We start from the raw sequence: 22,764 nt of genomic DNA, 5'->3' as shown, positions 1-22,764 counted from the left end.
TTTTAGATTTATTATGTGATATAGGTCGAAGCAGTCTTGCAAAAGCACATACAGAGTGATGAGTCGCTACTCGTTACAAGAAGCAACAAAGCAGTATTGAAGTATGCCTTGATATTGGGTAGGCTAATGACATAGCTATTTCTGATGCAATACATATATTTTAAAGTAATATTTTGGGGTGAATAAATGATAAAGATAAAAAACCCATACAGCCGCCATAGATTAAGTTTGAAAGAAAAAATCAACAGTAAGTTTACTGATTTTATCGTCCCCTATATTAATAAGGTTCCTTTGGACGATAATTGGAAGAGAAAGTCAAAGTATATTCCTAAAGTATTAGAATCAGCAAGAATTAGTGTGAAAGGTTGGGAAAGAGAAAAAAACAGTACATCAGAGATCCCCGAGGACATAGATTTGGAATTACTATCGGTTTATGTAGCTGAATATATTCCGATTGAGAACGTGGATCAGCTAAACAAAGGACTAAAAAAACTTGTAAGAAAATATCCCTTACGCTTTCAACCTTCGCGAATTGAGTCGATAGATGAGTTTTGTAATGCGGTTAAAAAGAGTATACATGGAGGACGCTGGAGTAACTTTGGCTATATAGACTTGACCAAAGAAGAGAAGATTTCTGATTTTGTAAAAGACATACATATCCAAGGAACACATTTGTCTTCTTCCTCGATTGTTTTACAATTTGTTTTGAACCCTTCCGATAAGTTTATTTCTGAGTATAAAAAGTTAATCGAGAGAGATATAAAAGAGGGGCATTCTTTTAATCTTAGTTGGAAAAACTTATTCAAATTTTGGGGGGGAAGCAGTTTATCATACGATATAGTGAAAAATCAAATGGTGGAGGATTTAATTATCGAGCTAAAATGGAGGTCAATGAAAGAAATCAGTAAATTCTTCCCTCTCTATTTTACAAATAATAGACTTATTCCTCCGAGTATTGAAGTCTACAATTTGAATCAATCCTTTTGTAATATCAAAGATGTTAAGAATGGAAAAAGAAGCTCATTCTGGGATTCAATTGGAATGGGAAAGATTTTTAGTGATATTTCTGAAGATGGTTATTGGCAACTCTTTGCCGAAGGAAGGAAACCTTACCTTATTGACAATTCGGTAAAAATAACTTGTAACTCAGCATTACAGCATAAACCTTATTACCATTCACAAAAGCGTCAAATTATAGTTGCGTTGAAAGAATTTGCGGATTTGTTACTTCCGATCATGGTGATGAGAGAATATGCGATATATACCAGTACAAAAATAGCAATACAACAAAATGAAACTTTTTCATCAATCAAAAAAGAAAGACCCAAATATCAAAAGTTAATAAATATACGTTATGAATTAGAAAGAAACTTACAAATCCTAAAGAGATTCAAAAATGAGATTGATGAGAACTACTTTATTGAAGTTAAGTCTCAAATAAAAAGCCTAATTGGTTTTAAACCCTCGTTCCCTAGGTTTAAAAATGGTATTAGTACAACTGAAAGACTTGTAGATAACACTAATTATATAGTTAATAAAACATATGACTACTCCCAACACTTTGCAAAAATGATAGATGATACTGTTCAATTGCTTGAAATTAAAACAAATAACTCCCTACGAAGTAGATCTTTTTGGCTTTCGATCATTACTGTTATTTTGTCAATAGCAGCAACCATATTTGCGGGATTGTCATTGTTTTATCAGTTAAACAATGACAATCAGAGAAAAATAATTAATATTTTTGGACCAATTACAGACCTTTTTCAATACTTCTACAGATGAGGCAGAGAGGGGACAATCTGTAAAAATCCCTTGCGAGATTGTAGTAATATACTTTCTTGTATGGCCAAGTTATACATCCATAATACGGTGAATGGGAGTATTTAATTGACGTATAAATTATAGGCCGTAACACAATGGTAAACCCTGCATTATCAACAGATTAGGGAGTATGGGTGTTTATTAGAACACTAGTAAAAATTTGATTCTTTCTTAGTAAAAATAAAAAGAAAAATTCAATAAGCTGATTCACTTGGATATAGAAAATCTCAGACGAGAACTATCAACAGAATGAGGACACTCCAAATCCGGACATTTAAAAAATTCCGGTTTGGGTTTTTTTTGGTCCGGTTCTCTACGTTATACTAAACGGGTGCTGCAAGAACTGGGTTTAGGTGTTTCGGACAGCGCGTTTCAGTAATTTACAAAGCAGTTTGAGGAGAATTTCAGAATGAAAAAGAAAATCAACTACGTAATCTTACTTTTAACCCTCACCCTAATGGCTGGTTGTACAGAGGTTGAAGATGCAGCCATTGCAGATGAAACAAAATCACAGACAGAAACTAATGTTAGTACCAATGCAAACAGTAATACTGACCAAAAACAAGTTGAAGAGACAGATCCGAAAGAAGCCTCTGCAGATACCAATAAAGACGAAGAAGTTGCTGTTACGGCTGCCGAAGAAGCGCCAGCGGAAGAAATACCAGATAAAACAAATGAGGAACAGTTCTCGGGATACAAACGGATTGAAGTGGATGGCGGTGATTTGTCTGGACATCGTGAGCCTAAAGTCGCCGTCGACATTGGATTTGGAGATCGCGAGTATTGGGCGTTTACGAACGAACACGGGCAGCTAGTGCGGGTGATTGCCGACGAAATTATTCTGCAGGATGACAGATACAGACGGTAATGGCCAGGTCACCATTAAAGAAGCAAAAGCAGCTGGTTTCAGCATGCCGATAACGAGTGACCATTGGTTATACGCTTATATGCGGGATAATGACGGAGACGGAATGGTTGGAGAGTAAGCCCTCGAAGATTGAGCAAAACCTGGATTAACGATTTCTCCCCTCTGCACCGTCCATTTGGCTGCGGGGGGATTTTTCTCTTATTCTGCCAGCGGGCATAACTCGGAGATGAAAAGGGTACTGGCCGACGAGATCAAGAATGGTGACCGGGATTTTGCCATTTCGCATAATTACCCTGGATGCAACCCATTTTAAAGTTATAATTAACTAAGTCATAAACAAAAAGGACGGATGGGTATGAAATATAATAAATCAATTATGCTCAAGCTGATCAATGAACATCGGGAGTTGCATGATGAATTAAAAAGGCTGAAAGCTGAAATGGGTTTGGAGAAAAACTTTGCAGTCAAGGCAATGTATCATTCATTTGTTGCAGAGGACGGTCAATACATGAAAGAATACCAAGAATTAGACAGATCACGTTAAATCGTAGCACTAGAAAAACCGCACTTGGACTAGTTATGGTGAACCTTGTCATAAGTTAGTGATGGTTTACTCTAGGTGTTTTATAGAAATTAGATATATTAAACACTCAATTATATTAGTTAATATTAAGAAAATAACGTGATTAATTGGGAGTAGATGAAGAAATGAGTAGAAGCATAAGTGCTAATGTTGAAAGAAGAATATATGCCGAATCTATGGGGAGATGTATGAACCCAGAATGTAAAGTTGAATTATTCAAAGAGAATGGAGACATAATGGAAAAGGCTCATATTATTCCCTATTATGATACCAAAGACAACTCATTTGAAAATTTAATAATTTTATGTCCAAACTGTCATACAAATTTCGATAAAAATAATGCATTCAATATAGATGAAGTTAATGAATGGAAGGTAAGGCGTAAGGCTGAGTTCGATAGTTTTTTCAGCGAAAAGTTTAATTCATTTGAAGAATTGAGGGAATCAGTAGTGCCCTTGTTGTTGGATAATAAGTATATCTTCGAAAACTACTATCTTGAAGACACAAGAGATTTGTGGGATATTTTTGAAGGGAAGATTTTGTCGAATAATAGAATGTTGAAAATTATTTTGGTCAAGAACTTTAATTTGATTCAAAGCAATTCAAGTGATGACTTTTCGAATCAGGCAGTGGTAAAAAAGTTTATACTTCACATTGACGAGTTCGAAGCTACACGAGTCAATAAAGAAAAAACAAGGCGTGTACTATTTCCAAAAGAAATAAACTCTTTATTCGGAATAGAACCTTTAGAAGGGCGTTTTCTTCCATCTGTGGAGTCTGTGGAGAGTCTTATAGAGGTATTTGAAAATAATAAACAATTAGAAGATATTGTTTTAGGTGTTGATCATCCATATATACAAGTTAAAAAAAATGGTGTTTCTGAAAGGATTTATCTTAATGATACTCCTAGGTTAAGACAAATTTATAATGATAACAATTGCTTTAGAAAAGTCAATGTTCGATTTGAAAGCTTAAATTACGCTTTAAAAGTTATAAAGTCGAGAGGATTAAAATTTGATTTTGAGGACTTCAATAATTTAAAAGAAGTCAATGTAAATGGAGTGAAGATAGTTTTTGTTTATGAATATTGCTTAAGCAAAGTTAAACTATCACAGTTAACTCCTAAAGAAAAATGTGTAATTTTAAACTTGCATAATTGGAATGGTGAGAGTTGTATTTCAACAGAAGCGTACGAGTTAGCAAGAGAAATGAAAGTTAAGTTACTGACCATGGACAGATTTTATGGATATATTAACAGTATTAAATAGCAAAGATATTATTGTCAAAAAAATCACACACCATATAGAACTGTTTAACACGTTTAAAAAAGTGTACTTGTTTGGTTCAATAGTTAGTAAGAAAAGAAATCCAAATGATGTAGACTTATTATTAATATACGAAGAGTTTTCTAGTGAGCTTTTAAAAGATTTGGATATGATAAGAACTGTTTTTAATCAATTATATGGATTGTCATTTGATTTAAATGTGCTAAGTGAAGCCGAAGAAAAAGAATCAAATTTTCTAGGTAGATTAAACTCAAATTATTTAAGGATAAAATAGATTTTTAGTTGGTATACAGTTACTGGTGGTGATTAACTACCAATACTCGTAAATTTAAAACCGCACTTAGCAACACCATGGTGAACCGTCCTATTAATAAAGGCAAGTTTTGGAAGGGTATAAAAAGCCAGATAAGACATTTAATAAATCTTGCCTGGCTTACTTACCTATTTTGTATTAATGGATTACATAGAAAAACTACCGAAAGTGCCCCAATTCTCCTGTTTGGAAAATTGGGGATAAGCGGATGTAAAGCTGACGATGATATTCGCTTGATCGAGGTTAGGGTATTTGTTGAATAGAAATCTGTCACCATATCGAATAGCTTTTAGTGCAAGGGGTAACTCACGTCTAAACACTTCATTCCGTTTTGCGGATACATGTTGATCGAATTCTCCCTGGCCTATATATACGTATACGCAGAAAAGGTAGCAGTCCCCATTCATCAGCCACTCACCTAAAACTTCATCTCTCATCTTCGTATTCACTCGGTCCCAAGCATACTCGGTTCCAATCGTCAAAAAAAGATCCCCGGTCTCATCTGAGTGAGTCAGTGTGTAACGTCTTGGAATGACAGGCTGCATGGGAGTCATGCCGTCCCGATATTGAACAAACAGCTTTTCTGGGTTGAATTGTTCAAGCATTCAACTCCATTCGTTTTTTATCAATATGCAGATGCAGACCTAGGTAGTAACGAAGTTAGGGGAAATAAAAAACAGGCCCCATACAGGGCCTGTTTTAGAGACGATTTTGGATTAAGCTTTTTGAACGTTGGCAGCTTGAGCGCCACGTGGACCTTGCTCAACGTCGAATGTTACGTGCTGACCTTCGTCCAACGATTTGAAACCGTCGCTTTGGATTGCGGAGAAGTGTACGAATACGTCGTCTCCACCTTCACGTTCGATAAAGCCAAAACCTTTTTCTGCGTTGAACCATTTAACTGTACCTTGTTCCATTTTTGTTGCCTCCCAGTGCGTTGTGCACATTATATTACTATTGTTGCTCAAAGTATTAGCAAGATGAAAAGTGGATATTCATACGATCCTTTACACCGAACAAAAATAATTACTTTTATCATAGCAGGTGAAGGGAAATATTGCAAGCTAAATTAAAATTTACACCCTAAAGGTGCATCTTCACACCATTTATTCGGCTTTCATTAATCGTCGAGCTGTTGAAGTAAAGGCCGTTGATTTGATTGTCCCTTGTCAGAAGGCCTTCCTTCTCAAAGCTGAGCTTCTTGTGTAGAGCGATGGCGAGGGTATTGTCTTCGCGGGCGCCAGGGTGATCGTAGGAATCTCCATAAATCCCTTGTGCCTCATTTGTCTATCACCATCAAAAAGCTCCCCTGCAAACTGGCTAGGGGAGCTTCTTCTTTATTCACTTATCACTCCGGCGACCGCTGCACGCCCACCGGCGTCTTTCCATATCCGACGGCAGCTTTCTTCCGGTAGAACAGGAAGTAAATGCCCACGACACCGATCGCGACGATGCTTGTCAGGATGACCTGGATGCGGGTCGACGGGATGAAGAACATGGCGAGGTAGATGCCGGCGACGACGGCGATCGTGGCGTAGGTCAGGTACGGGAAGAGCCACATCTTCACCGCGAGTTGTTTGTTTTCGGCTTCCAGCCGGCGGCGCATCCTCAGCTGGGAGACGCAGATGATCAGGTAGACGAGCAGCGCCACTGCGCCGGATGAGTTGATCAGGAACAGGAACACTTTATCCGGCGAGATGAAGTCCAGGATGACGGCGAAGTAGGCGAAGACGGTGCTGAACAGGATGGCCCGTGCCGGGACGCCGTTTTTGCTGAGCTTCAGGAAGGCTTTCGGTGCGTCGCCTTTTTGCGCCATGCCGAACAGCATGCGCGAGTTGGCGTAGAGCGCCGAGTTCAGGCAGCTGAGGACCGCCGTCAGGACGACGAAGTTCATGATCTGTGCGGCAGCCGGGATGCCGATGTGGTCGAGCACGGCGACGAACGGGCTGACGAGGATGTTCGCCGAGTTCCACGGCAGGAGCGTGACGACGATCGCGATCGATCCGATGTAGAAGATCAGGATGCGCCAGACGACGCTGTTGGTCGCGGTGCGTACGGCCTTGACCGGGTTTTCCGATTCGCCCGCTGCGATGGCGACGATTTCCGTGCCCATGAACGAGAAGATGACGACGGTGATGCCGAGCATGATGGCGCCGAATCCGGACGGCATGAAGCCGCCTTCTCCGATCAGGTTCACCGTGCCCGGGGCCGATACGCCCGGATACCAGCCGAACAGGACGGCGACGCCGAGTACGAGGAACAGGGTGATCGCGACCACTTTGATCAGCGAGAACCAGTATTCGAATTCACCGAACGACTTGACCGAGAACAGATTCGTCGCGGTGAGGGCGACCGTCAGGATGAGGCTCATGAGCCAGATCGGGAAGTCAGGGAGCCAGTACTGGATGATGGCCGCACCCGCGAGCGCTTCGATCGCGATGACGACGACCCAGAAGAACCAGTACAGCCAGCCGATGGCGAATCCGGCCCACGGGCCGATCGCTTCACTGGCGTATGTGGAGAACGAGCCGCTCGTCGGGTTCGCAGCCGACATTTCGCCGAGCATCCGCATGACGAGGACGACGATGAGGCCGGCAAATGCATAGGACAGGATGGCTCCCGGACCGGCGGAGTTGATGACGGCCCCGCTTCCGATGAAGAGGCCGGCCCCGATCACCCCGGCGATGGAGATCATCGCGATATGGCGGGTTTTGAGGTCCCGCTTCATGCCCGTGTCGCTTAATTCGGGACCCGGGACTTGCTGTTCTGTTTGCTGAGGCATTCAGATTCCCCTCCCAGCGCTTGGTAAGCGCTTTCTTTTTATTCGAAGAAATGAAACTATTCTTGTCTATCATAAAGATTCACGCGGCGGGAAGGAATGGACAGGACGTCAAACGTTGCGCCCGATTCCCGGACGGAATGTAAAAATGGAAATTCCGTCTCGGTTTATCAATTAGTGTACATCCACCGGCCGGGCTGTACAACCTGGCCATGGAATCAAAAAACCCGGTTCCAGACTCTGAGGTCGGAAACCGGGTTCTTTGAATGGATGAATTTATTTGAACAGGTTGATCGTCGTGATGATGATCGGGGCGCCGAACACATCGATCAGGAATGCGCCGACGATCGGAACGATGAGAAATGCCTGGCGGGAAGGGCCGAATTTGCCGACTACCGCGGACATGTTCGCCATCGCGTTCGGTGTTGCGCCGAGTCCGTGGCCGAGGAAGCCCGAGACCATGACGGCTGCGTCATAGTTCCGGCCCATGAGGCGGAACAGGACGAATACGGCGAACAGGACGATGAAGATCACCTGCACGAGCACGATGCCGAACAGCGGCAGGGCAAGTCCCGCCACTTCCCAGAGCTTGATGCTCATAAGCGCCATCGACAGGAAGATGGACAGCGACACGTCGCCGATCAGGTTGATTTCTTTCATATTGATCGTGCCCGGCAGGAACCGGTCCATCAGGTTCCGGACGATGAGTGCGACGAACATCGCACCGATGTAGGCCGGGAGGACGAATCCGGTCAGGTTGGTGAACAGATCGCCGAGATACGTGCCGGCTGCCATGGACAGGGTGATCAGGGCGACCTGGATCATGAACGACCGCTCGCTCACCGGGCGCTCGTCCTTCTCGACATACTGGGCCATTTCATCGGAAGACGGCTTCAGGTCGTGCTTGGTGATCAAATACTTGGCCACCGGGCCGCCGGTGAGGCTGCCGAAGATGAGGCCGAGCGTCGCCGCTGCGAGCCCGATGGTGACGGCCGAGTCGATGCCGAGTGCTTCAACGGTCTGGCCGTATGCCGCCGCGCCGCCGTGGCCGCCTTCCATCGATACGGCCCCGGCCATGACGCCGAGGAGGGGATGGATCCCGAACAGTTTCGAGAGCGAGACACCGATCACGTTCTGGACGAGCGCGAGAAAGCCGCAGACGAGCCAGTAGATCACGAGGAGCTTCCCGCCCAGCTTGATGAGCTTGAAGCTGGCGCCGAGTCCGACCGTCGTGAAGAACGCGATCATGAAGAGGCTTTGCAGGGAGGTGTCGAGCGAAACCTCGACAACGCCGGTTTCTTTGAGTATAAGTGCGACAATCGCAAAGAGCAGTCCGCCGACAACAGGTGCAGGGATGCAGAACCGATTGAGGATCCCGATCCGGTTGACCATTGCCGTTCCGATGAGGAACAGGGCGACGGACAGGAACAGTGTGGTGATCTGGTTGATTTCTATCATAAGTGTCCGCCTTTCTTGAAGGCCATAATGGCTTCATTCATCATATATGCCGCAAGTTTTGCGGTCCGGTTGTCTTCATCGAGTTCCGGATTCGTTTCGCAGAGGCTGAAACTGCCGGTTTTCGGATGAGCGCAAATCATTTTGACGAGTGACTTCACCGTTTTCGGATCGAGCCCGAAGACGGACGGGGCACTGACGCCCGGTGCATCGGCCGCCTGGAGGACGTCCATGCAGAGGGTCAGGAGCACAACGTCGCAGCCGGCCATGAATTGATCGAGCGGCCGGCGGCATGCTTCGGGAGTCGTCTCTTCCTCGAGCATGTAGGTGACACCGAGCTCGTCCGCCCTTGTAAACAGTTCGGTCGTATTGCCGTATTCCTGGATGCCGCAGACGAAGTACCGGGCGTTCGGGTCACTGTCCAGGATCTGCTTGAACATCGTGCCCGAGGAAGGCTGATCGCTGTATTCTCTCAGGTCAAAGTGTGCATCAATATTCACAAGGCCGATCACGGCGTCGGGGCCGGCTTGCTTCCGGACGCCGAGGTAATGGCCGTACAGGGTCTCGTGTCCTCCGCCGGCGATCACACAGCGGGAGCCGGCACTTAGAAGATCCGACACGCGGTCTCCGAGTTCCTGCTGGGCGTCTTCCAGCGCGGTGCCTTCACAGGCGACCGTGCCCATGTCGAACAGGTCGGTTGTGTCGGCCCGCCAAGGCAGTCCGGCCAGTTGTCTGCGGATTTCAGCCGGGCCTTTTCGGGCGCCGGTCCGGCCCTTGTTCCTTCTCACGCCTTCATCGCATTCGAATCCGATCAGCGTGATTGGAGCCGCTTTCATGGATGTTAATTGTTCAACGGTTGAGGGACGGATGACCTGATGATAACGGAAGCTCTCCGGATTCGTATTGCTGTCGATCCGACCGGACCATAGACTGAAATCGCTTTCTTTAAACAAGACAACCATCCTTCCGCGTAAATCGATATTTTTAGTATAAAGCCGGAGACTTATAATTCCCAATACCGATTTATCATAATACAATAGCTTCAGGCTATAAGTAGGAGGAAACCTGATGGATTTAAGGCAGATGGAGTACTTTGTCACCGTCGTCCAGCACCGGAACTTCTCCAAGGCGGCCGCGGCCCTGCATATTTCACAGCCGTCCCTGAGCAAGGCGATCCGAAATATGGAAGCAGAGCTCGGCACCCGGCTTCTCGAGCGCACCACCCGGGATTTCCGTCTGACCGACGCGGGGACGCTGCTGTTCAACCGTGCCCTTCCGGTTCTCCGGCAGATGGACGTCATCATGAAGGAGATGGGCGAAAGCATCAGCGGCAGCCGTACGGAGATCCTCGTCGGCGTCATCGAATCCGCGCATAAATGGTTCACCGAGGTGATGGCGGCGCATAAGGAAGTCTATCCGCACAATACGTTTACTGTGGTGGACACGCTCTATGACAAGACGGTCATGGAGGCGCTTCTTCAATATGATGTCCATGCGGTCGTCACCAATCAGGAGATCAAAAACGACCAGATCGAAGCGATCCCGCTCTATGAAGAGTCGTTCCTGGCGGTGTACCTGCAAGGACATGAGATCGGCCGGCTGGAGACGGTGCGGCTGGAGGACATCTGCCGGTTCCCGCTCGTCCTCGGAATGCCGTCGTTCAAGACGCGGCAGCAGATCATGGATGCATTCAAGGATGCGGGGCAAACGCCGAAGGTGGAATATCAGATCGAGCGGTTCGAAATGGTGAAGAAAGTCGTGGAAAACGGACTCGGTGTCGCGCTCCTGCCGGAGAAGTACGTGTCCGGCAACCTTCCGGAAGAGCTGGCGGGCCGGAAAGTGGACGACCCCCGGCTGACGCGGACCGTTTATTTCTGCTTTGTCAAAGCGCGGTATTTTCCGGCACCGGTCAAAAGCTTTTTCGAACGGATCGTGGACAAGTTTGAATGAGGATAAAGAAAAGGCGCCTTCCGGCGGTTCTGCCGGAGGACGCCTTTTTATTGTATTACTTCATTCTTACTCACTCATCGCAAGCGGTTCTGCGGTCCCGCGTGCCAGCATCCGGTGCGCCTGCACGGCGACTTCCAGTGCAATGCGGTTGCCGGGTTCCATGAAGTTGGAGCCGAGCAGCGCTTCGAGCTTCTCCAGCCGATGGTAGAGCGTCTGGCGCACGATGAACAGCCGTTCCGCGGCCTCTTTTTTGACACCGCCGCATTCCAGATAGACGACCAGCGTCTCGAGCAGCGCGCTGTCGTTGCGCCGGTCATGTTCGATGAGACGGCCAAGGTAATCGTCCACGTACCGCTCAAGTTCGCCGCTCCGCTTCAGCAACAGCAGCAGCCGGTGGATGCCGAGCTTCTCGAAGAACGGGGAGGCGGCGACCCCCTGGCTCCGGAGGGAGATCACGTCTTCCGCTTCGCCGAACGCCTGCTTGACGTCGGGGATTTCCTGATACACCTTGCTGATGCCGAACAGGCAGTCGGGGAACTGGTTTTCCGGGATGTCGCCGATCTCCCGGATGACCTGTCCGAACCGGTTTTCGGCATTTTTCTGTTCTTCCCCGGAGATGAAGAATGCCAGGACGGCCATCTCGTTTTTCCCCGACGTGATCGACGGGAAAAAGCCGTTTCGCTGGAACAGGCTCCGGATGACCATCGCCCGCTGGACGAGCTCTTCCTCAAGAAGATCTTCGGAGTCAAACACGGAATCGGGGTTGAACCGGATGGCCATCACCCGGTAGTACATATTCCGGCCCTGCGCGGGCAGGACGGACTGGACGGTTTCCGGATCGGTCCCGCGGCCCGTGATGAGGCTCCGGACGACTTTGTCCTCGAGGTTCTGCTTGCGCTCTTCGACGGTCCGGTTCCGCAGCAGGATCTGGGAGATGGAAAGGCCCGCGCGGTCAAGGATGAGGAAGTAGAAGTCGTCATGGACCGGTTCCTCGATCGACATGCAGAGGCGGCCCCACACCTGGCCGAGCCCCCGGACGGGGACGGTCGCGAACAGCCCGTTTTCCGTCTCGAGGTAGCGGACGGTGTCGGTCAGGGTGCTGTCCTGCACGAGCTGCTGGCGGATGGCGGCTTCCGTCTCTTTGACATGCGACGGATAAAAGTAGTGGGCGGGCCGGTCCGTGACGAACAGGACGTCGCGCCGGAAATACTGGTGCACTTCCTGCAGGATCTTCAGGATGCCGTTTGACGTGAGCGACAGTTCGATGAAGCGCCCGGACAGCCGGTCGAGTTCGGAGATCATCTGATGGTGCCGGTTGATGATCGCCGTATGGAGATCCTGCGTGATGTCGACGAAGCGGATCACTTCTTCGAAGACAATGACCGGGAAGTCGAGTTCGTCGGCAAGCGCGATCACTTCCGGGGCGATCTTATTTTTGGGTTCCGGCAGTTCGATGCAGAGTGCGGAGACGCCGAGTTCATTCAGCTTCCGGATGTAGGCGATCTGCGTCCCGACGTCCAGGGTCATGCTGATGCCGGTCGTCAGGATGAGCTCGCCGCCGTTGATGAGCGACTCGAAGTCACGGACCTCCAGAATGTGCGACCAGCGCACGAGCCGGCCGGTGCCGCCTTTTCCCGCCACCAGTTTCGCTTTCTGGAACGAATCCCGGGCCAGCACATCCCGGACCGTCAGTTCGATCTCTTTCATGTTCGGATTCTCCCCTTCGTCCAATGGATTCATCGGATCATTTGACACAATGTAAAATGACAAACATTCTGAGAGTTTGTAAAGTTGATTATGAAGTGAACGGGAATCCCCGTCAAGACGGTCATTTACAGCTGAAGGAGGAATTTTAAGTGGAAACAACAACGGTAAAAGCGAAAACGCTTTCAAATTTCATCGGTGGACAATGGGTCAAGTCGGCAACGGATCGCTATGAAGACGTGCCGAACCCGGCAACAGGCGAAATCATGGCGCAAGTGCCGGTTTCGACGAGGGAAGATCTCGACCAGGCGGTCTCCGTTGCGAAAGACGCATTCAAGAAGTGGAAGAAGACACCGGTGCCCCAGCGTGCACGGATCATGTTCAAGTACCAGCAGCTCCTCGTCGATCATTGGGATGAGCTCGCGAAGCTGATCACGGTCGAGAACGGCAAGAGCCTCACCGAAGCGCACGGCGAAGTGCTCCGCGGCATCGAGTGCGTCGAGTTCGCGGCAGGCGCGCCTTCCCTCATGATGGGCCAGCAGCTTCCGGACATCGCCACGAACATCGAGTCGGGCATGTACCGCTACCCGATCGGGGTCATCGGCGGCATCACGCCGTTCAACTTCCCGATGATGGTGCCGGCATGGATGTTCCCGCTCGCCATCGTGGCAGGGAACACGTTCGTCATGAAGCCTTCGGAGCGGACGCCGCTTCTCGCCAACCGGCTCGCGGAACTTCTGAAGGAAGCGGGTCTTCCGGACGGGGTCTTCAACATCGTCCACGGTGCCCATGATGTCGTGAACGGCCTGCTCGAGCATCCGGACGTCCCGGCGATCTCGTTCGTCGGCTCGCAGCCGGTCGCCGAGTATGTGTACAAGACAGGCACGTCGCACGGCAAGCGGGTGCAGGCGCTGGCCGGCGCGAAGAACCACTCGATCGTCATGCCGGATGCGGACCTCGACAACGCGGTGAAGAACATCACCGGAGCGGCATTCGGTTCCGCCGGCGAGCGCTGCATGGCCGCTGCGGTCGTCGTCGCGGTCGGTGATGTCGCGGATGAGCTCGTCGACCGCCTGAAGCAGGCGGCCGACGACATCACGATCGGCAACGGCCTCGAGGAAGGCATCTTCCTCGGCCCGGTCATCCGCCCGGCACACAAGGACCGCACGATCGGCTACATCGAGAGCGGCGTCGAAGAAGGCGCGAAGCTCGTCCGAGACGGCCGCGAAGACGAATCCGGCTCCGAAGGCGGCTACTTCGTCGGACCGACGATCTTTGATGAAGTCACGCAGGAAATGAAGATCTGGAAAGACGAGATCTTCGCACCGGTCCTCTCGATCGTACGGGTGGAGACGCTCACGGAAGCGATCGAGTTCGCCAACGCGTCTGACTTTGCGAACGGGGCCTGCCTGTACACGGACAGCGCATCCGCAATCCGCGAATTCCGCGACGACATCGACGCCGGCATGCTCGGCGTGAACCTCGGCGTCCCGGCCCCGATGGCCTTCTTCCCGTTCTCGGGCTACAAGAAGTCCTTCTACGGCGACCTCCATGCCAACGGGAAAGACGGCATCGAGTTCTATACACGCAAGAAAATGCTCACGCAACGGCATTGATCAGAAAAGCGGAGGACGGCTGAACAGGGGCGACAGGCATAAGGAAGGACGCAGAGTGAAGCCTGCTTCACGCCGCGGCGTGACTTATGACCCCGAGCCCCTGCCGCCCGGAGCTGGACAGGAAAAGCGGGAGGCGGCTGAACAGGGGCCAGTAGACCGATTCGGCACCTGAGCCGACCAATTCGGCCGCTGAGCAGACCGATACCACGCTCGAGTAGACCGACTCGGCCTCCGGGCAGACCGATTCATCGCTTTAATAGACCGAATCGCTTCTCTAAGAGACCGATTCCGCATGTCGCGGCCCGTGCCTCCGCGCCGCATTGATTCACATTCCACCCATCTGAAAGGGGATAGCAGGATGACCACCGTAAAACAGGAACAGCTGTCGCTCGTCGAGAAGGACCGCCAGAACGTCTGGCACCACATTTCTCCGTATGTTGAAAAGTCGCCGCCGATGATCTGGGCGAAGGGCGAGGGGGCTTGGGTGACGGACCATGAGGGGAACCGTTACCTCGACGGCATGTCCGGCCTCTGGTGCGTGAACGTCGGCTACGGCCGCGAGGAGCTCGCGAAAGCGGCTTACGACCAGATGAAGGAACTGTGCTACGTGCCGATGACGCAGGGCCACGAGCCGGCGATCGAGCTCGCAGCCAAGCTCAATGAATGGCTTGATGACGATTACCAGATCTTCTATTCCAACTCCGGTTCCGATGCGAACGAAGTCGCGTTCAAGATCGCCCGCCAGTACCACCAGCAGAACGGCGAGGCGTCCCGCTACAAGTTCATCAGCCGGTACCGGGCGTACCACGGCGGTTCGATGGGTGCACTGGCGGCCACGGGCCAGGCGCTCCGGAAGTACAAATACGAGCCGCTTTCCCCGGGCTTCCTCCACACGGCGCCGCCGGACAATTACCGCCGTCCGAAAGGCATGAGCGTGGAAGACTACAACATCATGTGTGCCGAAGAGATCGAGCAGAAGATCATCTGGGAGCAGAAAGAGACGATTGCGGGCGTCATCATGGAGCCGCTCATCACGGGCGGGGGCATCCTCATCCCGGATCCGGTCTACGTCCAGAAGGTCCAGGAGATCTGCAACAAGCACGGCGTCCTGCTCATCATCGATGAAGTCATCTGCGGATTCGGCCGCACGGGCCGGAAGTTCGGCCACCAGAACTTCGGCATCAAGCCGGACATCGTCACGATGGCGAAGGGGCTCACGAGTGCCTACCTGCCGCTGTCGGTGACGGCGGTGCGCAAGGACATCTATGAGAAGTTCAAGGACAGCGCGGAAAACAGCCACTTCCGCCACGTGAACACATTCGGCGGCAACCCGGCGGCCTGTGCCGTTGCACTGAAAAACCTGGAGATCATCGAGCGCGAGGGGCTTGTCGAGCGGGCGGACCGCCACGGCGAGCGTCTCCGCAAGGAACTTGCACACCTCGCGGACCATCCGTATGTCGGCGATGTCCGCGGCATCGGCTTCCTGCTCGGGATCGAAATGGTCGAGGACAAGGAGACCCGTGAACCGGCTGCGGCCGCACGCGTCGGGAAGATCATCGCCGACTGCAAGGCGAACGGCCTCATCGTCGGGAAAAACGGGGATACGGTTGCCGGCTACAACAATATTGTCACGCTGTCGCCGCCACTTGCCTGCACGGACGAGGATGTCGACTTCATCATCTCGGTCATGAAAAAGGTATTCGAGGAAAATAAATAATAAAAACAGGGAGGCGGTGTGCCTCCCTTTCCGATGGAGGAAACGGTCATGAAAATTGGAGTGCCAAAGGAAGTCAAGAATAACGAAAACCGCGTCGCCATGACGCCCGCCGGCGTCGCCACGCTCGTCGGGGCGGGGCACGAGGTCATCATCGAGAAGGGGGCCGGCCTCGGCTCGGGCTTCCGGGATGAGGAATATGCGGGCGAAGGAGCGAAGATCGCCGAAACGGCCGCCGGCGCATGGGCCGCTGACATGGTCATGAAAGTGAAGGAGCCGCTGCCGGAAGAATACGGTCATTTCCGCGACGGGCTCATCCTGTTCACCTACCTGCACCTCGCTGCGGAACCGAGCCTCACGGAAGCGCTCATCGAGAAGAACGTGACGGCGATCGCCTATGAAACCGTCCAGCTGCCGAACCGAACGCTGCCGCTCCTCTCGCCGATGAGCGAAGTCGCGGGCCGCATGGCGACGCAGATCGGCGCCCAGTTCCTCCAGCGCACGAACGGCGGCAAGGGGATCCTCCTCGCCGGCGTCCCGGGCGTCAGCCGGGGCAAGGTCGCCGTCATCGGCGGCGGCATGGCCGGAGCGAACGCTGCGCGTGTTGCTGTCGGCATGGGGGCGCAGGTGACGGTCATCGACCTGAGCCCGGAACGTCTCCGCCAGCTCGACGACCAGTACGGGAACGACATCCAGACACTCATGTCCAACCCGTTCAACATCGCGGAGGCGGTGAAGGACGCGGACCTCGTCATCGGCGCGGTCCTCATCCCGGGCGCGAAGGCGCCGAAGCTCGTCACCGAAGAGATGGTGAAGTCGATGCAGCCGGGCTCCGTGCTCGTCGACATTGCGATCGACCAGGGCGGCATCTTCGAGACAAGCGACCGGATCACAACGCACGACGACCCGACGTACGAAAAGCACGGCGTCGTCCACTACGCGGTCGCCAACATGCCGGGCGCCGTTCCGCGCACGTCCACGATGGCGCTCACGAACGTGACGGTGCCGTACGCACTCCAGATCGCCAACAAAGGCTGGAAACAGGCCGCACTCGACAACGAACCGCTCCGCAAGGGCTTCAACACCCACGCGGGCCGCGTCACCTACAAATCCGTCGCCGACGACCTCGGCTACGAGTACGCGGATCTTCTCGACCTGCTTGAGCCGGTCGCACATTAAATGAACGGCAAACAGGCGCCTTCCGATGATGAGTCGGAAAGCGCCTGTTTTTGTGGTGTTATATTTATTTTGGCCCGTGGGTCTTTCCCGTTACGTCTAGTTTCTTGACCGCCAGCATCGATTGATCCTGAATGATGCCCGTATCGACAAAACCGAATGATGCGTATAAGTTCCTGGCTGTGGTATTGCTTGTTTGATAGAAGAGGGATGCATAATCTGCTTCCCCGTCCGGCATCGTTTCCATGTGCCTCAACATTTTTTTGAAGGCCAACTTGCCATATCCTTTTCCCTGGAAATTGTTTCCGATCATCATGTGCCAGATGAAATAGCTCTTCTTCCCGTAAAACACTTCGTTTTCAAATGACTCGTGATCCATCGTGTCATAGATATACATCATAAATCCAACTGGAATTTCATCGGCATAAATTGCAAGGGGCGTCGCCGGTATCCCGTCGGCATTCAACATGTGGGCGTCAGCAAAGCTCCTGAGGTTGGTCGTCTGGATAAAGTCTTCCTGGTCCTCGGCAACTTCAAGTGCGACGATTTCATCTATGTTTTCCCCGTTTATTTTCCGTAGTTCAATCATGTTTTTCTCCTAAAGAAGGCACGCAGATTAAGAGATGCCTTTTTGATATGTGTACGAGTGAGCCGTTAATGGACCGTCACTCAGCCGCCCGTTTCCTCCCGAACACCGCCGACACCCGCTTTTCCTCGCCGGTCCGGAGCCGTCTGAAATTCTCGAGGTGCTTCCAGACGGCCATGACGAACAGGCCGGCTGCGATGAGATCCGGCCCGAAGCCGGGGGCAAAGACGACCGCGGTCAGGATGAAGGTCACGTACAGCATGAGGACGCCGAACACGATGAAGTCGGTCACGAGCGAGAAGACGATGAGCAAGGCCAGTCCGGCCAGTCCGATTTTCCAGTCGAATCCGAGCAGGACGCCGATGATCGTCGCCGTGCCTTTTCCGCCGTTGAACTTCATGTGGAACGGGAAGTTGTGTCCGAGGACGACCGCAGCCGCCATGACGAACACGAGCAGGGCACCGGCTTCGTCTCCGAGCGCTGCCTGTGCCGCGAGTCCCTTTGCGAGCAGGACGGCGAGGACGCCCTTGCCGATATCGATCGCGGCGACGAGGGCGCCGTATTTCTTTCCGAGCACGATCGCGGCGTTGGAGGCGCCGGCATTTTTCACACCGGTCTCCTTCAGATTTACGCCCGACAGCCGGCCCGCGACCGTCGAGCCGTGCACACAGCCGATCAGGTAGCCGGCCGCGGCGATCAGGATAAGCCAGAGGCCCATATTTCTTCCTCCTTATAGACGATCAGCTGCATTGCATGATCATCTTCGTCCGGTCAAACCGTTCTGCTTCCAGGTCTTCTTTCTTGATGGAGAAGTATAGGATCCCCATGTCGCCCCACATGGCGTCGAGGTCATCGTCGCTGTCCATCTGGAACAGGAGCACGTAGTCGTCCGCGGCCTTTTCTGCTTCGTCCCAGTCCTCGACCCCGTCGCAGTAGTGGGCGGTCTCCATGAACACCGGATTCTGGACGGCAAACGGGAAGCCGAGCATCTGGTGTTTCGGCTCGCCGTTCTCGAGCAGCTCGAAAATCCCTTCGGCATCGTCGTCGTCGATGTCGAGATCGATCAATTCATCGGCGTCAATCGATTCCGCCGCCTCAAACGACGCGGCGTATTCCGGCAGCATCCGGTCTTCCGGGACTTCGGCACGCTCCAGTTCTGCCGGGTCCCCCTCATAGAACATCACCCGCCAGCCGTTACGGTCTTCTTCATCGCCGCCCCACGGCTGTTCTTCGATATCGTAATAAAAAGACAGGATCCCCCGCGCGGGAAACGGATGCGCAATGCCCGCAATCTCCAGATCGGACAGATTAATCTGGGCCAGAAGCGTCAGCGGCCGTCCGTCTGAACCCGGGATGTCCGTACCCGGCGGCAGGTCGGGTGCGCCGCCGAATTTCGATGCACCCGGCGCGAGGGGGCCCGCGGCATCTTCTTTCTGGATTGAAATGCACCGGGCACTCAGTTTCCGGATTAATTCTGTGTATTGTTCAAGCCCTTGTCCGGCCAGTTTGTCGACCAAATTTACCACGATGATGCCCTCCTAAATTGGTTTAATCATTTAAACGGATGGACGGTCAAATAGTTTCAACCGATTCTGAAAAAATACACTTGACTTCAGGAGAAAGACAGGGCTATACTGATTCCCAAGATGGAAAATTGAATGAATTCACTCTTATCAAGAGCGGCGGAGGGACTAGGCCCTGCGAAGCCCGGCAACCGGCAGGTGTATCCTGCAAAGGTGCTAATTCCTACAGTTCCGGAGACGGACTGGCAGATAAGGGGAGGGATACAGCACACTGTATCGGCCCTCTTCCTTTTATGCGAAGAGGGTTTTTCTATTTTATTCGAAAAACCTCCTCCCCGGTCACCGCAAAAAATCCATCGAGTTCCGGCCTTTGGCGGCTACCCGCCGGGCACAACAAATTCAGGAGGTTTTTACCCATGACCAATCAAACCTACAAACCGGAGACCCTTCTCGTCCACGGAGGCCAGCAGCCGGATCCGGCGACCGGCGCCATCGCCGTCCCCGTCTACCGCACGACTGCCTATGCCTTCCGCGACACCGAGCATGCGCAGAACCTGTTCGCGCTGAAGGAACCCGGCAATATTTATTCCCGTATCATGAACCCGACGGTGGACGCGTTTGAGAAGCGCGTGGCGGAACTCGAGGGCGGTACCGCGGCCGTCGCGCTTTCGTCGGGCATGGCGGCGATCGCATTCTCGATCCTCAACGTCGCGCAGGCCGGAGATGAAATCGTCGCGGCTGCCAATCTGTACGGTGGCACGTACAACTTGTTCGCGGTGACGCTCCCGCGGTACGGCATCAATGTCAAGTTTGTGGATTCCACCGATCCTGAGAATTTCCGAACGGCAATCACGGACAAGACGAAGGCGCTCTTCGGCGAAATCATCGGAAACCCGAGCCTGAATGTGCTCGATGTGGAAGCGGTCGCGAATATCGCCCATGAAAACGGCGTGCCGCTCATTATCGATTCCACATTCGCCTCTCCGTACGGGTCGAACCCGATCGAGTTCGGCGCAGACGTTGTCGTCCATTCGGCAACGAAATGGATCGGCGGCCATGGCACGGCAATCGGCGGCATCGCAGTCGACGCAGGCAAATTCGACTGGACGCAGGGACGTTTCCCTGGTTACACCGAGCCGGATGAGACCTATCACGGCCTCCGCTACGGCATCGACACGCCGGATGCCGCATTCGCGACCCGCCTCCGCGTGCAGCTGCTCCGCGATTTCGGACCATGCCTCAGCCCGGACAATGCGTTCATCTTCCTGCAGGGACTCGAAACGCTCCACCTGAGAATCCAGCGCCACAACGAAAACGCGGAAAAAGTGGCGAAGTGGCTGAGCGACCACCCGTCCGTCGAGTGGGTCCAGTACAACGGGCTGGAAGAGCACCCGTCGTACGAGCTGTCGAAGAAATACCTGAAGAACGGGGCCGGCTCGGTCGTCGTCTTCGGCATCAAAGGCGGACGCGAAGCAGGCCGCAAGCTGATCGACGGCGTGAAGCTGTTCTCCCACGTCGCGAACGTCGGCGACGCCCGCTCGCTCATCATCCACCCGGCTTCGACGACGCACCAGCAGCTGTCCGCCGAAGACCTCGAGAAAACCGGCACGAGCGAAGAACTCGTCCGCCTCTCGATCGGCCTCGAAAATGCGGAAGACATCATCGCCGATCTGAAGCAGGCGATCGAATCCGCCGCACCGGTCAACGCCTGAGTGTCGGTGGGTGAGTGAGGAGAGTTTGGGCTCGAGTGAGGCAAGTTGGAGCCCGAGTGAGGAGAGTTGGGGCTCGAGTGAGGCAAGTTGAGGCCTGAGTGAGGAGAGTTGACCCGAGTGGCCCCAGTTTCGCTCTGAGAGGTCGAAGTTTGGCTCTGAGTGGCCCCAGTTTCGCTCTGAGAGGTCGAAGTTTGGCTCTGAGTGGCCCCAGTTTCGCTCTGAGTGGTCGAAATTTGGCTCTGAGTGGTCCCGGTTTGGCTCTGGGTGGTCCCAGTTTCACTCCGTGCGACCGAAGTTTCACATCGGAAGTGAATGCGTCCCACTCCAACACGCTCTCTAAATGCAAAACAATCTGAAAGGTTTCCGCCCGGGGGTTTTATTTCCGGGCGGAACTTGTTAAGCTGAAAGGAATTGGAGGTGATCGCCATGGCGACAGTGAAAGCGGCCATCCTTGGTTTCGGGACGGTCGGCCAGGGCATTTATCGGATAGTGAATGAACGGAAGGAACAGCTTGCCGCGCGCACCGGTGCACCGATCGAAATTGCGGCGATCCTCGTCCGCAACTTAGAGAGGCCGCGCCCCGATACGCCCGGTGTTCTCGTGACCGACCGGTTCGAAGACATCCTCGCAATTCCGGATCTGGACGTCGTCTTCGAGGCGATCGTGGGGGAAGAGCCGGCCGGGACTTATCTGGAGCAGGCGATCGCGGCAGGCTGCCATGTCGTCACGGCGAACAAAGTGATGTATGCGAAGGCGGGGGCTTCCCTGGAAGCCTTCGCCCGCGAATCCGGCACGGGTGTCGGCTATGAGGCGACGGTGGCCGGCGGCGTCCCGGTCATCAAGACGATCCAGAACCTCAACCTGGCCAATTCAATCACGGGCATCCAGGGGATCCTCAACGGCACGTCCAACTTCATCCTGACGAAGATGAGGAAGGAAGAGTGCTCCTTCGCCGACGCACTGAAGGAAGCACAGGAGCTTGGCTATGCGGAAGCAGATCCGACGAATGATGTATCCGGATTCGATGCGTTCTGCAAGCTCATGATCCTGAGCGGTTTGGCGTTCGGCGAGCAGCCGGACTGGGAGCACGTGCCGATGGACGGCATCGACAAGCTCACGCTCGATGAAGTGATCGACGCCGACCGCCAGGGGCTCCGCTACCGGCACATCGCGGACGTGCGCCGGGGCGAAGACGGGGAGATCCTTGCCTCCGTCGGCCCGGTCCTCATCGGTCCGGACCATCCGCTTTACGGCGTAGACGGCGTCGACAACGCGGTCGCCATCGAAACCGCCTACGCCGGCACGCTCACCGTCACCGGGCCGGGTGCCGGCATGTATCCGACCGCGAGCGTCATGGTCGAAGACGCGGCGGTGCTGCTCAAACAGCCCTTTCGCAAACTCGTGACCGATTAATAGTAAAAGCGATGCCTCCCTGCCCTGGGAGGCATCGCTTTTTGGTTGCCGAAAGATGAGTGTGAAGCAATCGGCTCTGAGTGCTAAGCAAAGGTCCGTGAGTGTTAAGCAATCGGCTCTGAGTGCTAAGCAAAGGTCCGTGAGTGTTAAGCAATCGGCTCTGAGTGTTAAGCAAAGGTCTGTGAGTGTGAAGCAACCGGCACCGAATGTGTCAAGCAACCTCAAATCCGTCCATGCCCCGAACCTGCCCACTCACAGGCTC

General features: G+C 52.7%; 19 protein-coding genes, 1 pseudogene and 1 riboswitch. Of the genes and pseudogenes, 11 read left to right on the top strand and 9 right to left on the bottom strand.

Features of this window, described 5'->3' with window-relative positions; all coding sequences use genetic code 11:
- Positions 1 to 186 precede the first annotated feature (186 nt).
- The 5 genes and pseudogenes from B0B07_RS05785 to B0B07_RS05765 all read left to right on the top strand — a co-directional run bounded on the left by B0B07_RS05785 (position 187) and on the right by B0B07_RS05765 (position 4,835).
- The gene (locus tag B0B07_RS05785) at positions 187 to 1,785 is read left to right on the top strand and encodes a hypothetical protein (RefSeq protein WP_076757368.1); all 1,599 of its coding nucleotides are present in this window, start codon (positions 187 to 189) and stop codon (positions 1,783 to 1,785) included.
- 448 nt (positions 1,786 to 2,233) lie between these two features.
- Positions 2,234 to 2,810, top strand: a pseudogene (locus B0B07_RS05780) (hypothetical protein).
- Positions 2,811 to 3,047: 237 nt separating this feature from the next.
- On the top strand, positions 3,048 to 3,236 hold the full coding sequence (locus B0B07_RS05775; RefSeq protein WP_076757366.1) for a hypothetical protein: 189 nt from the start codon (positions 3,048 to 3,050) through the stop codon (positions 3,234 to 3,236).
- A gap of 146 nt (positions 3,237 to 3,382) precedes the next feature.
- Complete coding sequence (locus B0B07_RS05770) at positions 3,383 to 4,543, top strand: HNH endonuclease signature motif containing protein (RefSeq protein WP_234982252.1); 1,161 nt, start codon at positions 3,383 to 3,385, stop codon at positions 4,541 to 4,543.
- Positions 4,518 to 4,835: a DUF6932 family protein gene (locus B0B07_RS05765; RefSeq protein ID WP_076757364.1), complete on the top strand. Its 318-nt coding sequence runs from the start codon at positions 4,518 to 4,520 to the stop codon at positions 4,833 to 4,835. Before B0B07_RS05770 ends, B0B07_RS05765 begins: the two co-directional genes overlap by 26 nt.
- Positions 4,836 to 5,020: 185 nt before the next feature.
- On the opposite strand, the gene B0B07_RS05760 is transcribed toward B0B07_RS05765, so the two are convergent.
- From B0B07_RS05760 to hutG, 5 genes are all read right to left on the bottom strand, one after another.
- A complete protein-coding gene (locus B0B07_RS05760) occupies positions 5,021 to 5,479 on the bottom strand; it encodes a staygreen family protein (protein WP_076757363.1) in 459 nt (152 codons plus the stop codon).
- 111 nt (positions 5,480 to 5,590) lie between these two features.
- Positions 5,591 to 5,791, bottom strand: coding sequence for a cold-shock protein (locus B0B07_RS05755; protein WP_076757362.1), 201 nt, complete (start codon positions 5,789 to 5,791; stop codon positions 5,591 to 5,593).
- Between the two features lie 431 nt (positions 5,792 to 6,222).
- Positions 6,223 to 7,602, bottom strand: a complete 1,380-nt coding sequence (locus B0B07_RS05750) for an amino acid permease (protein WP_076757538.1) — start codon at positions 7,600 to 7,602, stop codon at positions 6,223 to 6,225.
- A gap of 327 nt (positions 7,603 to 7,929) precedes the next feature.
- On the bottom strand, positions 7,930 to 9,111 hold the full coding sequence (gene gltS, locus B0B07_RS05745; RefSeq protein WP_076757361.1) for a sodium/glutamate symporter: 1,182 nt from the start codon (positions 9,109 to 9,111) through the stop codon (positions 7,930 to 7,932).
- On the bottom strand, positions 9,108 to 10,061 hold the full coding sequence (hutG, locus tag B0B07_RS05740; RefSeq protein WP_234982251.1) for a formimidoylglutamase: 954 nt from the start codon (positions 10,059 to 10,061) through the stop codon (positions 9,108 to 9,110). Before hutG ends, gltS begins: the two co-directional genes overlap by 4 nt.
- 115 nt (positions 10,062 to 10,176) lie before the next feature.
- Here hutG and B0B07_RS05735 point away from each other — a divergent pair, with 115 nt between their 5' ends.
- The gene (locus tag B0B07_RS05735; RefSeq protein WP_076757359.1) at positions 10,177 to 11,058 is read left to right on the top strand and encodes a LysR family transcriptional regulator; all 882 of its coding nucleotides are present in this window, start codon (positions 10,177 to 10,179) and stop codon (positions 11,056 to 11,058) included.
- 66 nt (positions 11,059 to 11,124) lie between these two features.
- Here the strand turns inward: B0B07_RS05735 and B0B07_RS05730 are convergent, their stop codons facing one another.
- Positions 11,125 to 12,765 carry a PucR family transcriptional regulator gene (locus B0B07_RS05730; protein WP_076757537.1) on the bottom strand — a complete coding sequence of 547 codons (1,641 nt, stop codon included), beginning with the start codon at positions 12,763 to 12,765 and terminating at the stop codon, positions 11,125 to 11,127.
- Positions 12,766 to 12,914: 149 nt separating this feature from the next.
- On the opposite strand from B0B07_RS05730, the gene B0B07_RS05725 reads away from it, so the two are divergent.
- From B0B07_RS05725 to ald, 3 genes are all read left to right on the top strand, one after another.
- Positions 12,915 to 14,378, top strand: a complete 1,464-nt coding sequence (locus tag B0B07_RS05725) for a CoA-acylating methylmalonate-semialdehyde dehydrogenase (protein WP_076757358.1) — start codon at positions 12,915 to 12,917, stop codon at positions 14,376 to 14,378.
- Between the two features lie 358 nt (positions 14,379 to 14,736).
- Entirely contained in the window at positions 14,737 to 16,095 is a 1,359-nt protein-coding gene (locus tag B0B07_RS05720; protein WP_076757357.1) for an aspartate aminotransferase family protein, read from the top strand.
- Positions 16,096 to 16,143: 48 nt separating this feature from the next.
- Complete coding sequence (gene ald / locus B0B07_RS05715; protein ID WP_076757536.1) at positions 16,144 to 17,271, top strand: alanine dehydrogenase; 1,128 nt, start codon at positions 16,144 to 16,146, stop codon at positions 17,269 to 17,271.
- Positions 17,272 to 17,335: 64 nt separating this feature from the next.
- Here the strand turns inward: ald and B0B07_RS05710 are convergent, their stop codons facing one another.
- The 3 genes from B0B07_RS05710 to B0B07_RS05700 all read right to left on the bottom strand — a co-directional run bounded on the left by B0B07_RS05710 (position 17,336) and on the right by B0B07_RS05700 (position 19,380).
- Positions 17,336 to 17,857, bottom strand: coding sequence for a GNAT family N-acetyltransferase (locus B0B07_RS05710; RefSeq protein ID WP_076757356.1), 522 nt, complete (start codon positions 17,855 to 17,857; stop codon positions 17,336 to 17,338).
- Positions 17,858 to 17,933: 76 nt separating this feature from the next.
- Positions 17,934 to 18,572, bottom strand: coding sequence for a glycerol-3-phosphate acyltransferase (locus B0B07_RS05705; RefSeq protein WP_076757355.1), 639 nt, complete (start codon positions 18,570 to 18,572; stop codon positions 17,934 to 17,936).
- Between the two features lie 22 nt (positions 18,573 to 18,594).
- Positions 18,595 to 19,380, bottom strand: coding sequence for a YwqG family protein (locus B0B07_RS05700; protein WP_076757354.1), 786 nt, complete (start codon positions 19,378 to 19,380; stop codon positions 18,595 to 18,597).
- Between the two features lie 141 nt (positions 19,381 to 19,521).
- A riboswitch (SAM riboswitch) is annotated at positions 19,522 to 19,633 on the top strand.
- Between the two features lie 160 nt (positions 19,634 to 19,793).
- Between B0B07_RS05700 and B0B07_RS05695 the strand changes: the two genes are divergently transcribed.
- Complete coding sequence (locus tag B0B07_RS05695; protein WP_076757353.1) at positions 19,794 to 21,089, top strand: O-acetylhomoserine aminocarboxypropyltransferase/cysteine synthase family protein; 1,296 nt, start codon at positions 19,794 to 19,796, stop codon at positions 21,087 to 21,089.
- 426 nt (positions 21,090 to 21,515) lie between these two features.
- Entirely contained in the window at positions 21,516 to 22,502 is a 987-nt protein-coding gene (locus B0B07_RS05690; protein ID WP_076757352.1) for a homoserine dehydrogenase, read from the top strand.
- Positions 22,503 to 22,764: the final 262 nt, after the last annotated feature.

Origin of the sequence: Edaphobacillus lindanitolerans (assembly GCF_900156305.1) — a bacterium.
Lineage (GTDB): Bacteria > Bacillota > Bacilli > Bacillales_A > Planococcaceae > Bhargavaea > Bhargavaea lindanitolerans.
This window is presented reverse-complemented; position numbering and strand designations above follow the sequence as displayed.

Bases quoted from the DNA above. Each gene is read 5' to 3' on its own strand.
- B0B07_RS05785 (WP_076757368.1), top strand. From the start codon at position 187: ATGATAAAGATAAAAAACCCATACAGCCGCCATAGATTAAGTTTGAAA.
- B0B07_RS05775 (WP_076757366.1), top strand. From the start codon at position 3,048: ATGAAATATAATAAATCAATTATGCTCAAGCTGATCAATGAACATCGG.
- B0B07_RS05765 (WP_076757364.1), top strand. From the start codon at position 4,518: ATGGATATATTAACAGTATTAAATAGCAAAGATATTATTGTCAAAAAA.
- B0B07_RS05760 (WP_076757363.1), bottom strand. From the start codon at position 5,479: ATGCTTGAACAATTCAACCCAGAAAAGCTGTTTGTTCAATATCGGGAC.
- B0B07_RS05755 (WP_076757362.1), bottom strand. From the start codon at position 5,791: ATGGAACAAGGTACAGTTAAATGGTTCAACGCAGAAAAAGGTTTTGGC.
- B0B07_RS05750 (WP_076757538.1), bottom strand. From the start codon at position 7,602: ATGAAGCGGGACCTCAAAACCCGCCATATCGCGATGATCTCCATCGCC.
- gltS (WP_076757361.1), bottom strand. From the start codon at position 9,111: ATGATAGAAATCAACCAGATCACCACACTGTTCCTGTCCGTCGCCCTG.
- B0B07_RS05735 (WP_076757359.1), top strand. From the start codon at position 10,177: ATGGATTTAAGGCAGATGGAGTACTTTGTCACCGTCGTCCAGCACCGG.
- B0B07_RS05730 (WP_076757537.1), bottom strand. From the start codon at position 12,765: ATGAAAGAGATCGAACTGACGGTCCGGGATGTGCTGGCCCGGGATTCG.
- B0B07_RS05720 (WP_076757357.1), top strand. From the start codon at position 14,737: ATGACCACCGTAAAACAGGAACAGCTGTCGCTCGTCGAGAAGGACCGC.
- ald (WP_076757536.1), top strand. From the start codon at position 16,144: ATGAAAATTGGAGTGCCAAAGGAAGTCAAGAATAACGAAAACCGCGTC.
- B0B07_RS05710 (WP_076757356.1), bottom strand. From the start codon at position 17,857: ATGATTGAACTACGGAAAATAAACGGGGAAAACATAGATGAAATCGTC.
- B0B07_RS05705 (WP_076757355.1), bottom strand. From the start codon at position 18,572: ATGGGCCTCTGGCTTATCCTGATCGCCGCGGCCGGCTACCTGATCGGC.
- B0B07_RS05695 (WP_076757353.1), top strand. From the start codon at position 19,794: ATGACCAATCAAACCTACAAACCGGAGACCCTTCTCGTCCACGGAGGC.
- B0B07_RS05690 (WP_076757352.1), top strand. From the start codon at position 21,516: ATGGCGACAGTGAAAGCGGCCATCCTTGGTTTCGGGACGGTCGGCCAG.